This is a genomic window from Planococcus plakortidis, from assembly GCF_001687605.2.
Taxonomy (GTDB): Bacteria; Bacillota; Bacilli; order Bacillales_A; family Planococcaceae; genus Planococcus; species Planococcus plakortidis.
The window spans coordinates 1,433,315-1,447,044 of sequence record NZ_CP016539.2; the positions used below are offsets into that span (position 1 = coordinate 1,433,315).

Here is a 13,730-nt window from a genome sequence, read left to right on the forward strand (position 1 = left end):
TTGCCGCTTCTTTTCGATAATGATATGATGGCTTGAAAAAAGGAGGGATCTTTCCCATGAAGTTCACCGCGAAACACCCGCTCATCTTGGCGTCGCAATCGCCGCGCCGTAAGGAATTGCTGGCCTTGCTTGGCATTCCGTTCGACATCGTGCCGAGCGACATACCGGAACCGGATCCACAAGGGTTCAAGTCACCGGTCGATTACGTCCGCGCATGCGCCGAACAAAAAGCGGCGGATATTGCCGGAAGCCGCCCCGAAGCGCTGGTCATCGGCTCGGATACCGTTGTCGTGCTGGGAGAAGAGATTTTATTGAAGCCGAAAGACAGACAGCAAGCATCCCGCTATTTGCGCAAGCTGTCCGGCAAGGCGCACGAAGTCATCACGGCCGTATGCGTGCAACAAGGTGCGGAGGAAGTGTGTTTCCACGAAAGCGTCAAGGTGAAATTCTACGAATTGCCTGCCGCTTGGATCGATGCCTATGTCGATACCGAAGACCCTTATGACAAAGCGGGAGCGTACGGCATCCAGACCGTGTCGGGCTTGTTCGTCGAAAAAATCGAAGGCGATTACAACGCGGTCGTCGGCTTGCCGGTCGCAAAATTGCTCCAGCAATTGACGCGCGCTGGTTACGTGAAAGTGGAAGGGGCGCATGATTATGCCAAATGACCAGGCTATGATGATCCGTGACGTCCACATTGCCGACCGGCCGCGCGAACGCCTCATCAAGCAAGGCGCGGTGAGCTTGTCCAATCAAGAGCTCATCGCGATCCTGTTGCGCACCGGCACACGCGAGGAATCGGTATTGCATCTCGCGAACCGGGTGCTCAAGCAATTCGAGCATCTCCATGAACTGAAGCACGCGGCGATCGAGGAAATGACCGCCATCAACGGCATCGGCGAAGCGAAAGCCGTCCAGCTGCTCGCCGCCATTGAACTGGGGCGCAGGCTTGCTTCCAAACAGACTGATGAACGCTTCACGATCCGTTCCCCGAAAGACGCCGCCAGTTTTTTAATGGACGATATGACTTCCCTGAAGCAGGAGCATTTCGTCTGTTTATTCCTCAACATCAAAAACCAGGTGATGCACCGGCAGACCATCTTTGTCGGCAGCCTCAACGCCTCCATCGTCCATCCCCGCGAAATCTTCCGCGAAGCGGTCCGGCGCTCGGCCGCATCGATCGTCTGTGCGCACAATCATCCGTCCGGCAACCCTGCGCCGTCCCCTGAAGACATCGATGTCACGAAACGGCTGATGGAAGCCGGCTCGATCATCGGCATCGAATTGCTCGACCACATCATCATCGGTGACCATCAATTCACTTCATTGAAAGAAAAGGGGTTCATGTAGCACTGTATATTTTTTTTCGGATGTTCTATAATGGGTGGTATTGCGCAAAGCTGTTGCCGGTACCCCCGGTTTACATAAGAAAGGACCGATTCATGTGTTTGGATTTGCTTCAAAAGATATCGGCATCGACCTCGGGACGGCGAACACGCTCGTCTATTTGAAAGGGCGCGGCATCGTGCTCCGGGAACCGTCGATCGTCATCAAGAACACCCGCACGAATGAAATTGTCGCCGTCGGAAAGCGTGCGCGCGATATGATGGGCAGGACGCCTGCGAATATCGTCGCGCTGCGGCCGATGCAGGATGGCGTCATTTCCGATTATGATACGACGCTCGCAATGGTCAAACATTGCATCGCCGAAGCGACGGGCAAAGCGCCTGGCAAATGGCGTGGCGGCAAAGTGATGATTTGTGTGCCATACGGCGTGACATCCATCGAACAGCGCGCGGTTTTGGATGCTGCGCGTGCGGTCGGGGCGGCGGAAGCCTATACGATCGAAGAGCCTTTCGCTGCGGCAATCGGCGCAGGGCTGCCGGTCTGGGAACCTGTCGGCAGCATGGTCGTCGATATAGGAGGCGGAACGGCGGAAGTCGCCATCATCTCGCTCGGCGGCATCGTATCGAGTGAATCGATCCGCGTCGGCGGGGACGAGATGGACGAAGCGATCCAGCAATATGTCCGCAAGCGCTATAATGTCCTCATCGGGGAACGCACCGCCGAAAACCTGAAAATGGGCATCGGCACGGCAGCTGTCCTGAGCAAGGAAGAAGCGGAGCTGGATATGGAAATCCGCGGGCGCGACCTCGTGAGCGGCTTCCCGAAAACCTTGACGATCACGGCGCGCGAAATGGAACAGGCATTGAAAGAGCCCGTGAAGCGCATTGTCGACGGCCTAGGAGCCACGCTCGAGAAGACGCCGCCTGAGCTCGCGTCTGATATCATGGACCGCGGCATCGTCTTGACGGGCGGCGGGGCATTGCTGAAGAACCTAGACAAAGTGATCGCGGATGCAGTCGGCATGCCCGTCTTCACGGCGGACGACCCGCTCGATTGTGTCGCGCTCGGGACCGGGCGCGCACTCGAGGATTTCGGGCGTTACCGCCATGCGATCGAAAGACGCTGAGTTTTACTGCTCGAAACGAGCCAATCAATAAGGAGGATGGCCTCATATGCCACAATTTTTATCGAATAAGCGGCTTATCCTGCTGTTGATCGGCGTCATCCTGCTCGTCGCCTTGATTTCCATGACGCTCCGGGACCGCGGCCAAGTGTCGCTGCCTGAACAGATCGTCAAGGAAGCGGTAGGCGCCGGGCAATCGGTATTTTCACGCCCTGCACATTTCGTGACCGGCGTCTTTGACAATATCGACTCGCTGATCAACACATTTGAAGAAAACCGCCTGCTGAAAGCGCGCCTTGAGGAATTCGCGGGCGTGCAGGCAGAAGTGACCGATCTCCGTTCCGAAAACGAGGAATTGAAGGAACTGGTCGGCAAAGAGGAAGATCTACGTGAATTCAACCCGATCCAGGCAGTCGTCATCGCGCGCAACCCGGATCAATGGGAAGAGAAAATCATCTTGAACCGCGGCACCAACCACGGCGTCAAGGAAAATATGGCCGTTATGACCGCTGGTGGCCTGGTCGGCAAAGTGACGATCGTCACACCGACCACATCGACCGTAGAACTGGTGACGACACAAAACCCGAATTACCGTGTGTCGGCGATGGTGCTCGGTGAGGATGATGTCTTCGGGTTGATCGAAGGCTACGATGCGGAACGCCGCGAGCTGCTGCTCAAACGCATCGATTTTTCTGTCGAACTGAAAGAAGGCGACCAGGTCGTCTCGAGCGGGCTCGGCGGCATTTTCCCGAAAGGCATCGTCATCGGGGAAATCACGGAAGTGACGATCGACGAATTCGGCTTGACGAAACTCGCCTATGTCAAACCGGCCGCTGATTTCTCGATGCTCAATCATGTCGTCATCGCAGACCGGCTCGCGCCGGAAGTCGACGGCGAAGACAACGGCATGACGGAAGACGAGGAAGAGGAATCATGATCCGCTTTCTCGTGCCCATCGTCTGCCTTGTGCTGTTTTTCGTCGAACCGATCTTTGGCTTGTTTTCGCCTTTATCGATCGGCGGATCGCTGTATTATGTCGTCCCGCGGTTCCTCATTTTATTCCTGGTCTTTTTAACCGTTTTCTACGAACTGCGCCATGCGTTGTTTTACGGTTTGTTCTTCGGCCTCTTGTATGATGTCTTTTACATTGATATTATTGGATTATATTCTTTTCTGTATCCGGCCGTCTGCCTGATCGCCGCGTACTTTTTCAAAAAGATTCCACAAAATCTGCTGTCGGCAACGCTGCTGGCACTTGGTCTTCTGCTCGCGATGGAAGTGGCACTTTACCTGTTCTTCCAATTGATCGGCTTGACCGATGCGCCAGCCGGGACGTTCCTCACATCCAGATTGTGGCCGACCTTAATCGCCAACTCCCTGTACTTAGGATTGCTTGGCTGGGTGTTCAGGTCGATGATGGTTACGCAAGATCCAAAGCGTGGCACTAAGTTCGGGTTATATTAATGAAAGCGCAGGTGACAGGTTTTTTGAAAAATACCGTGAATATCAAAGGAACGAACAAAGGGCTTCTCATCCAGCTCAATGATATGGCCTCCTATGCGGAAATCCTTGATGAGCTAAAGAAGAAAGTTTCCGACCCTGCGCTCGAAGGGGATGCGGAAGTGCAGGTCCAATTGGCGAAACGCCATTACAGCAACGGGCAATTGGAAGAAATCAAGAAAGTCATCCACGACAATTCGAAGATGAAAGTGATCGGCACGAAATGCGATGTCGTCACCGTCGAAGAATGCAACCGGATGATCAGTGAGCGCCAGTCGGAAACCTATGTCGGCATCGTCCGTTCCGGGCAAGTCGTCAAGGCAAAAGGCGATCTCGTCGTCATCGGCGACGTCAACCAGAACGGCCGCATCGAAGCGGGCGGCAACGTCTATGTGCTCGGCCGCCTCAAGGGCTTTGCCCACGCAGGCGCTAGCGGCAACAAGGAAGCGGTCATCGCCGCTTCCTGGCTCGAAGCGACGCATTTGAAGATTGCCGATGAACTCGAGACGATGACCGATGAACTCGACAGCTTGTCGGAGCAACCCGAAATGGAATGCGCTTATTTACATACCAGCGGCAAGATCATCATTGACCGTTTGCAGGAACTGAGATTCCTGCGGCCGCAAATTTCTACGTTTAAAGGAGGAAGCTAGTGTGGGAGAAGCTATCGTAATTACATCAGGCAAGGGAGGCGTCGGTAAAACGACGACGACTGCGAACCTCGGCACTGCATTGGCTCTTCAAGGCAAAAAAGTGTGCTTGATCGATACCGACATCGGGCTTCGCAACCTCGATGTCATTTTGGGCCTCGAGAACCGCATCATCTACGATTTGATCGATGTGCTCGAAGGCCGCTGCAAAATCCACCAGGCACTTGTCAAAGACAAGCGTTTTGAAGACAAATTATTCCTGCTTCCGGCAGCCCAGACGGCCGATAAGAACGACGTCAACCCGGAGCAGATGAAAGAATTGATCGAAGGGATGAAAACGGAATACGATTTCATCATCATCGATTGCCCGGCCGGCATCGAACAAGGCTATAAGAACGCCGTCGCCGGTGCAGACCGCGCAATCGTCGTGACGACGCCCGAGATTTCGGCCGTCCGCGACGCAGACCGCATCATCGGCTTGCTTGAGCTGGAGGAAAACCTGGAAGCGCCGAAACTCATCATCAACCGCATCCGCCCGCATTTGATGGAAGCGGGGGACGCACTCGATGTCAACGAGATCACGACACATTTATCGATCGACCTGCTCGGCATCGTGCCGGATGACGAACGTGTCATCTCGAGCTCGAACAAAGGCGAACCGGTCGTCATGGACCCATCGAACCCGGCAGCGCTCGGCTACCGCAACATCGCACGCCGCCTGCTAGGTGAATCGGTTCCGCTCATGACCATGGACAAGCCAAAACCCGGCATGTTCGGCAAGCTGAAATCCATTTTCTCAAGCAAATAATGTTCTTATAGTAGAAACGCCACTGCATTTGCGGTGGCGTTTTTGTTTTGTAGAATTTGAGAAAGGAGAACTGTAGTGGTTGGCTTGCGCTCCGGGCGGATGCTTTCCGAGGGGTGGGAATCGAGCCTCCTCGTTCGCTTTGCTCTCTGCGGGGTCTCTCATACCCACTGATCCCTCAGGAGTCACCGCCCTGCGCTCCAGCCATTGTTGCATGTGAAAGCTCTAGAGCATCACAATTTATTTGTAGTGAGAGATCTAGTTAAAATTTCATCACAAGCTATCGATGCAGAAGTTTCTATTCATAGCTCGTTACTAGTGCTAAACCATGACATCATGAGAGGGAAGCGATTTCCCCACGAGCCGGAAATTAACTACAGAAACAGATTTGTTTGAACAAACACATATCAACGTAATCTTTCAGCCGACCAGCGCCGAGGGTGAGCCGATGCCGTAAGACAAGTGTTCTTCTTGGCTTATGGCAAGAGGCCAACCCAAAGCCAGGAGGCGGAATTCCAATGTGAAGCAGAATTGAACAACTAGAACCTCTGTACATGCTTTACGTAGCAAATCGTATAAGCCAGCAGGGAAGCGATTCCCCCACGAGCCGGCAACTACCTATAGAAGCAGAACTATCTAAACAAACATGAACCAATGAAATCTTCCAGTCGACCAGCGCCCAGGGTGAGCCGAAGCAATGAGACAGATGTTCTTTCTGGCTCATTGTGAGAGGCCAAGCCAAAGCAGGGAGGCGGAATTCTAAAATGACAAAAACTCGAACACAAGCAATATTGCCACACACTTCATTCTGCAAATCGCATAACCTGACAAGGAAGCGATTCCCCCACGAGCCGGCAACTAACTATAAAAGCAGATCTGTTTAAAGAAAATGAACCAATGAAATCTCCGAGCCGACCAGCGCCAAGGGTGAGCCGATGCCGTAAGACAAGTGTTCTTCTTGGCTTATGGCAAGAGGCCAACCCAAAGCCGGGAGGCGACGCTCCAAAATGATGAAAATTTGAACACAAACGATATTGCCACATTCTTCATTCTGCAAATCACATAACTAGATAGGAAAGCGATTCCCCCACTAGCCGGCCACTGCCTATAGAAGCAGATCTATTTAAACAAACCTGAATCAATGAAATCTCCCAGCCGACCAGCGTCCAGGGTGAGCCGATACCGTAAGACAGGCGGTCTTTCTGGCTTATGGCAAGAGGCCAACCCAAAGCCGGGAGGCGACGCTCCAAAATGACGCAAACTCGAACACAAGCAACATCACCACACTCTTCATTCCAAAAATCACAAGCTAGTAAAGAAACAATATTCCCTTCCTTTGACCACAATCCCAGGAATCGAATGAACTCATCACCAACTCTTTTCAGTTCCCTGTTGACGCGGGTCTCTGCCGCATGATATTATTCTAATGTTATGTTTGTAGCGCACCCGTGCTACAACCGCTCGAACCGGGTCTTAAAGCATCGCGAGATCACCTGGAGAGGCGAGTCTTAGTCTAAGAGGAGGTGCAAGGATATGTACGCAATTATTGAAACTGGTGGAAAACAAATCAAAGTGGAAGCTGGCCAAGAGATCTACGTTGAGAAAGTGAACGCAGAAGCTGGCGACACAGTAACATTTGACAAAGTTCTATTTGTAGGTGGAGACGATACTAAAGTGGGTGTTCCTTTCGTAGAAGGAGCAACTGTTACAGCGAAAGTTGAAAAACAGGGCCGCGGCAAGAAAATCACTGTCTTCAAATACAAAGCGAAAAAGAACTACCACAAAAAACAAGGTCATCGTCAGCCATTCACGAAATTGACTGTTGATGCAATCAACCTGTAAGAATGATCCAGGTGACTATTCATCAAACCGGCAGCTATATCAAAGGCTTTGAAATGTCGGGACATGCGGATTTTGCCGAACATGGCAAGGATCTTGTCTGTGCCGGGGCTTCCGCTGTTTCCTTCGGGGCAGTGAACGCCATTATGGAGCTGACGGGAATTGAACCGGACATCGAACAGGCGGATAGCGGTTTTTTGAAAATCGCCTTTCCGGAGAACATGGACAAAAAGACGGATGAGCAGGTTCAACTGCTTGTACGCGCTATGGTCATTTCTCTGGAAACGATTGAACACGAATATGCAGACTTTATAAAAATAACCTTCACAGCTTAGGAGGTGGGACATATGTTGAAATTAAATCTTCAGTTTTTTGCATCCAAAAAAGGTGTTGGTTCAACGAAGAACGGTCGTGATTCGGAATCAAAACGCCTTGGCGCAAAACGCGCTGACGGGCAAATCGTAACTGGCGGATCTATTCTTTACCGTCAACGCGGTACGAAAATCTATCCAGGCGAGAACGTTGGACGCGGCGGAGATGACACACTTTTCGCGAAAATCGACGGAACAGTACGCTTCGAGCGCTACGGCCGCGACAAGAAAAAAGTGAGCGTCTACCCGGTTGCTCAGGAAGCTTAATAACAAACGAAAAGGGCTGCTTTCGCAGTCCTTTTTCTTTTGAAACAAGACCACCCAAAACCCGGTCAGGGAAATCCGGCCAGAAACTTGGTATAATGGCTAAAAGTGTGTGAAAAGGAAGTGCATTATGGACGACAGGCTAACGGTGGCACAATCGCTTCGGCATGCGCGCCATGATTTCATGAATGAGTTGCAGATGATCAAATTGAATCTGGATTTGGGGCGCACAGATCGAGCCCAGGCGCTCATTCGTACGTATGCCGAAGCGGCTATGCACCAAAGCCGGCTGTCGGCTCTCTCTATGCCCGAAACGGAAGAGTGGCTATTGACGGCTGGCTGGCGTTTTCCGGAGTTGCGCCTAGCAATGTTCTGCGAAGCCCAAAGAGCGCCGCGCGAATTGGATGCGGCGCTCTCTAGCTGGCTCGAAGCATTCGCGGAAAGCGTGAAACAAGCGTTTTCCGACGCTTGGCCCTATACGCTGGAGCTGCACATAATGGAAGCGGGCGGCCGGTTTTCACTGGAACTGTCAGGTGACGGTGACTGGTCATCCCTGAATTTGGATTCACAGCAATTGGCAATTGGTAAAGCGTGCGGATCGGATCGCTCGAAAATTGAGATCCACGCACAGATGGAGGGATAATATGTTTGTCGATCACGTAAAAGTATATGTAAAAGGTGGCGACGGCGGGGATGGCATGGTAGCATTCCGCCGCGAAAAATATGTGCCGAACGGCGGGCCAGCCGGAGGCGACGGAGGGAAAGGCGCAGACATCGTCTTCCAGGTCGATGAAGGCTTGCGCACCTTGATGGATTTCCGCTTCAAGCGGATCTTTAAGGCCGAGCGCGGGACGCACGGCATGAGCAAAAACCAGCACGGCGCAAAAGCGCATGATACGATCATCAAAGTTCCGCCGGGCACGGTCGTAAAAGATGCCGATACCGGCGAAACGATCGCCGATTTGGTGGAAGACGGCCAAACGGCGATCATCGCTCGCGGCGGGCGCGGTGGGCGCGGCAACTCGCGTTTCGCGACGCCGCAGAACCCGGCTCCGGAACTGTCGGAAAAAGGCGAACCGGGCTTGGAGCGTAATGTCATCCTGGAATTGAAAGTGTTGGCGGATGTCGGCCTCGTCGGTTTCCCGAGTGTCGGCAAATCGACATTATTGTCGGTCGTCACGGCAGCCAAACCGAAAATCGGCGCGTATCATTTCACGACGATCGTCCCGAACCTCGGGATGGTCCAGACGGAAGACCAGCGCAGCTTCGTCATGGCCGATTTGCCGGGATTGATCGAAGGCGCACACGAAGGGATTGGGCTTGGCCATCAATTCCTGCGCCACATCGAACGGACGCGCGTCATCGTGCACGTCATCGATATGTCAGGCATGGAAGGCCGCGACCCTTACGAGGATTATGTGACCATCAATGAAGAATTGAAGCAATACAATATGCGCTTGACTGAACGCCCGCAACTCATCGTGGCGAACAAGATGGACATGCCGGATGCCGAAGAGAACTTGGAAGCGTTCCGCAAGAAATTGCCGGAAGACGCCAAAGTATTCCCGATCTCCGCATTGTCGAAAAAAGGCTTGAACAACCTGATGTTTGCGGTAGCCGATTTGCTTGAAGTGACGCCGGAATTCCCGATGGAAGAAGAGGCGGACCCGAATGCAGCGGATACGGTTCTTTACAAGCACGAAATGCAAGGCGATGGATTCGAGATCACGCGCGATCCGGATGGCGCTTTTGTCCTTTCAGGCTATGCGATCGAGCGGATGTTCAAGATGACCGACTTCTCCCGTGAAGATTCGATTCGCCGATTCGCCCGCCAGATGCGCGGCATGGGCATTGATGATGCGCTTCGCGAACGCGGGGCGGAAAACGGCGATACGGTCCGTTTGCTTGAATTTGAGTTCGAATTCACCGATTGATGCGGAGGGTACTTGAATGAAGGATATTTCGGAACAACGTTATTACCTGGTGCGTGAAGATGTACTGACGGAAGCGATGGTCAAGACGCTGGAAGTGAAGAAATTGCTTCAGCGGGACCGCATGTCCATCCTGGATGCGGTCGCACAGACCGGATTGTCGCGTTCGGCATTCTATAAATACCGTGACGCGGTTTTTCCGTTTCATTCCATCGTCAAAGAGCGGATCTTGACGGTTTTCCTGCAATTGGAAGACCGTTCCGGCACGCTTGCGACTTTGCTTCAGGCGGTCGCGGAGATGGGCTGCAATATTTTGACCATCCACCAGACCATTCCGATCCAAGGGCGCGCCAACGTCACTTTGTCACTGGATGTGACGGCGATGGACGTTGACTTGGACATGTTCTTGCAGCAACTGAAAAAACTCGACTTTGTTGAGTCGGCCGACGTGGTATCGAGCGGTTCGTCATAAATGTAGGGGGAATGAGTCCATGACTGAAGAGAAAAAGAAAATTTCATTTTTAGGCCCGGAAGCGTCGTTTACGCATCTGGCCGCTGCCAAAGTATTTCCGGCAGAACAGCTGATGCCGTATACGACCATTCCCGAATGCATCGAGGCGGTCGCGGACGGCACGGTCGACTATGCGGTCGTGCCGCTCGAGAATGCGCTCGAAGGTTCGGTGCCGTTGACGGTGGATTATTTATTCCATGAAGCGGAGCTGTATGTGACCGCGGAAGTGCTGTCGCCGATCCAGCAGCATTTGCTGGCCCACCCGGAAAACCGCGGAACGGATTCGTTCGAAGCGATCTATTCGCATCCGCACGCCTTGGCGCAATGCCATAAGTTCCTGTTCTACACGTATAAGAACACGCCACTTGAGCAGTACAGCTCGACGGCAGCGGCAGCCAAGATGGTCGCGGAATTGCCGGAGCGCAATATCGCGGCGATCGCCAATGATTATGCGGCGGAAAAATACGGCTTGGACATCGTGCAGCGCGATATCCACGATTTTCATTTCAACCATACACGCTTTTTCGTGCTATCGAGAAGCAACCATAAATTGACCGACCCGGAACACGAAGCGCAGATCAAGACCACTTTGATGATCACGCCGCCAGAAGACGACCGGTCCGGTGTCTTGCACCAGGTGCTGTCGGTATTCGCATGGCGCCAGTTGAACTTGTCGAAGATCGAATCGCGCCCGTTGAAGACAGGGCTCGGCAATTATTTCTTCATCGCCGATGTATTGGAAGACGAGAACGCGGCGATGATGCGCGGCGCGTTCGAAGAGCTTAAGGCTCTCGGTTGCGGCGTCAAGACGCTCGGTTCCTACTATACCTATAATTCATGATGAAACGCACAAAAAAATCCCCCGGAGCCTGAGTGGCGCCCGGGGGATTTTTGCTTATTCCGCTTCTTCCAGCAGGTAGCCGTGCTGCTTCATCGCTTCGACTGCGTTTGCGAGCGTTTCCGGAAGGTCTGCCGTGATGGTGTGGATATGCGTGCCTTCTGTCAGCTCGAGCAAGTAACTGGCACCGGTATCGCGTATGCGCTGCATGAACAAATCGACATCCAGCGGCGTCGAGACGTGGATGCCGGCTGTCAGCTCGCCGTAAACGGGATGTTCGATCGAGACGTCTTTCACTGTGACGCCGCAATCGACGAGTAGGCGCAATTCCGCTTCCGTTTCTTCCGGGCGGTGGCTGCAGGCGATTCGCCGGCTCACTTGCTTATTGCCGCTCGGGTCCAGGTACAGATACCCTTGGCTCGTCGCGATGATCGGCTCTCCTTTCGCCTTCAGCAAAGTCATGTCGCCGACCACCACTTGGCGCGATACTTGCGCGAGTTTCGCAAGCGCGCTCCCGGTCATCGGCCGCCCCGCCTGCTTCAGCTCATCCAATAAAACATTCCGGCGCTCTTCGCCGTATAACTTTTTCATGAAAACCCTCCGTTGATTACCAAATTACATATTGTACTCTGAAATTGCCTTTCTGTAAAAATCATTTAAGGCCACTCTTGGTGTGTTCAGCAATATATATCAATGTAGCAAAACTGCGAAGACTTCCGCGGGAAAGCGAAGCAGATTTGCGGAATGCGTTGAGTGAGTGAATTTGACTTCACCATATAATTTTATTTTAACATAAAGATAAACTTCAATCAGCGGGGAGCTCTTTGAACGCGCCACAAGGACCAGCCAAACGGGATAGCTTTCTTCGTAGGAGCGGGCGGAATATGGTATAATCAATAGGTTGAAAATGAAAGGGCGATTGCAATGTACGATTACATAAAAGGGCAAGTCACGCGTGTGACGCCTGAATATTTAGTGGTGGAACAGCAGGGAGTCGGCTGGCAGATCTTTGCCCCGAACCCGTATTCATTCGGATCCGATGAACTGCAGATCTTTGTGCATCATCACGTAAGGGAAGACGCGCAGTTCCTGTTCGGCTTCCCGACGCTCGAGCAACGGGAGTTGTTCCGCAAGCTCATCAGCGTCTCGGGCATCGGCCCTAAAGGCGCTTTGGCGATTTTGGCATCCGGCCAGCCGCAATTCGTCATCGAGGCGATCGAGCAGGAAGACGAGAAGTATTTGGTGAAATTCCCTGGCGTCGGCAAGAAAACCGCCCGCCAGATGATCTTGGACTTGAAAGGCAAGCTGACGGATTTCTTCGGGGAATCCTACGAGGAAGCGGGCCAGCCGGACTTGTTCGGCGGCGACGAAACCGAGCTCGAAGAAGCGATGCTCGCGCTCGGTGCGCTCGGCTATTCGGAACGCGAGATCACGAAAGTGAAGCCGCAGTTGAAAGGCCTGGAGCTCGACACGGAAGGCTATATGAAGAAAGCCCTTCAATTACTATTGAAACAGACTTAACAAGGAGGCGAACGCCATGGAAGAACGCATCATTGACGGCGAAATTTCGGAATTCGATGAGCGCTTTGAGCAATCGTTGCGGCCACAGCGTTTGTCGCAATACATCGGCCAGCAGAAGGTAAAGCATAATTTAGAGATTTTCATCGAAGCAGCGAGAATGCGCAACGAATCGCTGGACCATGTGCTGCTTTACGGGCCGCCGGGTCTCGGGAAGACGACCCTTGCGACCGTCATCGCCAATGAAATGGAAGTCGGCGTCAAGATGACTTCTGGCCCTGCGATCGAACGGCCGGGCGATTTGGCGGCGATCGTGTCGTCACTGGAGCCGGGGGATGTATTGTTCATCGACGAGATCCACCGGCTGAACCGCTCGATCGAAGAAGTGCTGTACCCAGCGATGGAGGATTTTTGCCTTGATATCGTCGTCGGAAAAGGGCCGACAGCGCGCTCGGTGCGTCTCGATTTGCCGCCGTTCACCCTGATAGGGGCGACGACGCGTGCAGGCGCTTTATCGGCGCCGCTTCGCGACCGTTTTGGCGTGTTGTCGCGGCTCGAGTATTACGACACGGAAGCGTTGACGGATATCGTCGAACGCAGCGCCGCTTTATTCGAGGCGGATATCGACCCGCATGCCGCGGGTGAAATCGCACGCCGTTCCCGCGGCACCCCGCGTATTGCGAACCGGTTGCTAAAACGCGTGCGCGATTACGCGATGGTGCGCGGCAACGGCTCGATCACGACCGATATGGCCGAGCAGGCGCTCGAGATGCTGCAAGTCGACCCGCTCGGGCTGGACCATATCGACCATAAGCTACTGACCGGCATGATCAGCCGTTTTAGAGGCGGGCCGGTCGGTTTGGACACGATCGCTGCAAGCATCGGCGAGGAATCGACGACGATTGAAGATGTTTACGAGCCGTATCTTTTGCAGATCGGCTTTATCCAACGGACGCCGAGAGGGCGCACTGTGACGCCTCTTGCATACGAACACTTTAAAATGGAGATGCCTGAATGACTAAATTAACGAATG

17 protein-coding genes and 1 other annotated feature are annotated in these 13,730 nt (G+C 53.3%); of the genes, 16 read left to right on the forward strand and 1 reads right to left on the reverse strand.

The genetic code is table 11. From position 1 onward, the window contains the following. Nucleotides 1–56: 56 nt before the first annotated feature. The 14 genes from BBI15_RS07265 to pheA all read left to right on the forward strand — a co-directional run bounded on the left by BBI15_RS07265 (nt 57) and on the right by pheA (nt 11,182). The gene (locus BBI15_RS07265) at nt 57–668 is read left to right on the forward strand and encodes a Maf family protein (RefSeq protein WP_068868955.1); all 612 of its coding nucleotides are present in this window, start codon (nt 57–59) and stop codon (nt 666–668) included. Further along, complete coding sequence (radC, locus tag BBI15_RS07270; RefSeq protein ID WP_157101634.1) at nt 658–1,350, forward strand: RadC family protein; 693 nt, start codon at nt 658–660, stop codon at nt 1,348–1,350. Before BBI15_RS07265 ends, radC begins: the two co-directional genes overlap by 11 nt. 94 nt (nt 1,351–1,444) lie before the next feature. Next, complete coding sequence (locus BBI15_RS07275; RefSeq protein ID WP_068872539.1) at nt 1,445–2,473, forward strand: rod shape-determining protein; 1,029 nt, start codon at nt 1,445–1,447, stop codon at nt 2,471–2,473. Nucleotides 2,474–2,519: 46 nt separating this feature from the next. After that, nucleotides 2,520–3,407, forward strand: a complete 888-nt coding sequence (mreC, locus tag BBI15_RS07280) for a rod shape-determining protein MreC (RefSeq protein ID WP_068868957.1) — start codon at nt 2,520–2,522, stop codon at nt 3,405–3,407. After that, on the forward strand, nt 3,404–3,934 hold the full coding sequence (gene mreD, locus BBI15_RS07285) for a rod shape-determining protein MreD (protein WP_068868958.1): 531 nt from the start codon (nt 3,404–3,406) through the stop codon (nt 3,932–3,934). Before mreC ends, mreD begins: the two co-directional genes overlap by 4 nt. After that, the gene (gene minC, locus BBI15_RS07290; RefSeq protein WP_068868959.1) at nt 3,934–4,623 is read left to right on the forward strand and encodes a septum site-determining protein MinC; all 690 of its coding nucleotides are present in this window, start codon (nt 3,934–3,936) and stop codon (nt 4,621–4,623) included. The genes mreD and minC overlap by 1 nt, the downstream gene beginning before the upstream one ends. Before the next feature lies 1 nt (nt 4,624). Beyond that, on the forward strand, nt 4,625–5,428 hold the full coding sequence (minD, locus tag BBI15_RS07295) for a septum site-determining protein MinD (protein ID WP_068868960.1): 804 nt from the start codon (nt 4,625–4,627) through the stop codon (nt 5,426–5,428). 1,442 nt (nt 5,429–6,870) lie between these two features. Continuing rightward, nucleotides 6,871–6,944, forward strand: a sequence feature (ribosomal protein L21 leader region). Nucleotides 6,945–6,958: 14 nt separating this feature from the next. Then, the gene (gene rplU / locus BBI15_RS07300) at nt 6,959–7,267 is read left to right on the forward strand and encodes a 50S ribosomal protein L21 (protein ID WP_068488425.1); all 309 of its coding nucleotides are present in this window, start codon (nt 6,959–6,961) and stop codon (nt 7,265–7,267) included. Nucleotides 7,268–7,269: 2 nt separating this feature from the next. Beyond that, nucleotides 7,270–7,599, forward strand: a complete 330-nt coding sequence (locus BBI15_RS07305) for a ribosomal-processing cysteine protease Prp (protein WP_068868961.1) — start codon at nt 7,270–7,272, stop codon at nt 7,597–7,599. Nucleotides 7,600–7,611: 12 nt separating this feature from the next. Then, complete coding sequence (gene rpmA / locus BBI15_RS07310; RefSeq protein ID WP_068461850.1) at nt 7,612–7,902, forward strand: 50S ribosomal protein L27; 291 nt, start codon at nt 7,612–7,614, stop codon at nt 7,900–7,902. Between the two features lie 127 nt (nt 7,903–8,029). Next, nucleotides 8,030–8,542, forward strand: a complete 513-nt coding sequence (locus tag BBI15_RS07315) for a Spo0B domain-containing protein (protein WP_068868962.1) — start codon at nt 8,030–8,032, stop codon at nt 8,540–8,542. 1 nt (nt 8,543) lies between these two features. After that, complete coding sequence (gene obgE, locus BBI15_RS07320) at nt 8,544–9,833, forward strand: GTPase ObgE (protein WP_068868963.1); 1,290 nt, start codon at nt 8,544–8,546, stop codon at nt 9,831–9,833. Nucleotides 9,834–9,849: 16 nt separating this feature from the next. Then, nucleotides 9,850–10,302 (forward strand): ACT domain-containing protein, encoded by a 453-nt coding sequence (locus BBI15_RS07325; protein WP_068868964.1) that lies wholly within the window; start codon nt 9,850–9,852, stop codon nt 10,300–10,302. Between the two features lie 19 nt (nt 10,303–10,321). Next, nucleotides 10,322–11,182, forward strand: a complete 861-nt coding sequence (pheA, locus tag BBI15_RS07330; protein ID WP_068868965.1) for a prephenate dehydratase — start codon at nt 10,322–10,324, stop codon at nt 11,180–11,182. Nucleotides 11,183–11,236: 54 nt separating this feature from the next. Here the strand turns inward: pheA and BBI15_RS07335 are convergent, their stop codons facing one another. Next, entirely contained in the window at nt 11,237–11,770 is a 534-nt protein-coding gene (locus BBI15_RS07335; protein ID WP_068868966.1) for a transcription repressor NadR, read from the reverse strand. A gap of 333 nt (nt 11,771–12,103) precedes the next feature. On the opposite strand from BBI15_RS07335, the gene ruvA reads away from it, so the two are divergent. Together ruvA and ruvB are read left to right on the forward strand one after the other, a co-directional pair. After that, nucleotides 12,104–12,700 (forward strand): Holliday junction branch migration protein RuvA, encoded by a 597-nt coding sequence (gene ruvA, locus BBI15_RS07340; protein WP_068868967.1) that lies wholly within the window; start codon nt 12,104–12,106, stop codon nt 12,698–12,700. A 16-nt stretch (nt 12,701–12,716) separates the two neighbouring features. Then, nucleotides 12,717–13,715: a Holliday junction branch migration DNA helicase RuvB gene (gene ruvB, locus BBI15_RS07345; RefSeq protein WP_068868968.1), complete on the forward strand. Its 999-nt coding sequence runs from the start codon at nt 12,717–12,719 to the stop codon at nt 13,713–13,715. Nucleotides 13,716–13,730 lie beyond the last annotated feature (15 nt).

Coding starts and splice junctions, on each gene's coding strand:
- BBI15_RS07265 (WP_068868955.1), top strand. CDS start 57: ATGAAGTTCACCGCGAAACACCCGCTCATCTTGGCGTCGCAATCGCCG.
- radC (WP_157101634.1), top strand. CDS start 658: ATGCCAAATGACCAGGCTATGATGATCCGTGACGTCCACATTGCCGAC.
- mreC (WP_068868957.1), top strand. CDS start 2,520: ATGCCACAATTTTTATCGAATAAGCGGCTTATCCTGCTGTTGATCGGC.
- mreD (WP_068868958.1), top strand. CDS start 3,404: ATGATCCGCTTTCTCGTGCCCATCGTCTGCCTTGTGCTGTTTTTCGTC.
- minC (WP_068868959.1), top strand. CDS start 3,934: ATGAAAGCGCAGGTGACAGGTTTTTTGAAAAATACCGTGAATATCAAA.
- rplU (WP_068488425.1), top strand. CDS start 6,959: ATGTACGCAATTATTGAAACTGGTGGAAAACAAATCAAAGTGGAAGCT.
- BBI15_RS07305 (WP_068868961.1), top strand. CDS start 7,270: ATGATCCAGGTGACTATTCATCAAACCGGCAGCTATATCAAAGGCTTT.
- rpmA (WP_068461850.1), top strand. CDS start 7,612: ATGTTGAAATTAAATCTTCAGTTTTTTGCATCCAAAAAAGGTGTTGGT.
- BBI15_RS07315 (WP_068868962.1), top strand. CDS start 8,030: ATGGACGACAGGCTAACGGTGGCACAATCGCTTCGGCATGCGCGCCAT.
- obgE (WP_068868963.1), top strand. CDS start 8,544: ATGTTTGTCGATCACGTAAAAGTATATGTAAAAGGTGGCGACGGCGGG.
- BBI15_RS07325 (WP_068868964.1), top strand. CDS start 9,850: ATGAAGGATATTTCGGAACAACGTTATTACCTGGTGCGTGAAGATGTA.
- pheA (WP_068868965.1), top strand. CDS start 10,322: ATGACTGAAGAGAAAAAGAAAATTTCATTTTTAGGCCCGGAAGCGTCG.
- BBI15_RS07335 (WP_068868966.1), bottom strand. CDS start 11,770: ATGAAAAAGTTATACGGCGAAGAGCGCCGGAATGTTTTATTGGATGAG.
- ruvA (WP_068868967.1), top strand. CDS start 12,104: ATGTACGATTACATAAAAGGGCAAGTCACGCGTGTGACGCCTGAATAT.
- ruvB (WP_068868968.1), top strand. CDS start 12,717: ATGGAAGAACGCATCATTGACGGCGAAATTTCGGAATTCGATGAGCGC.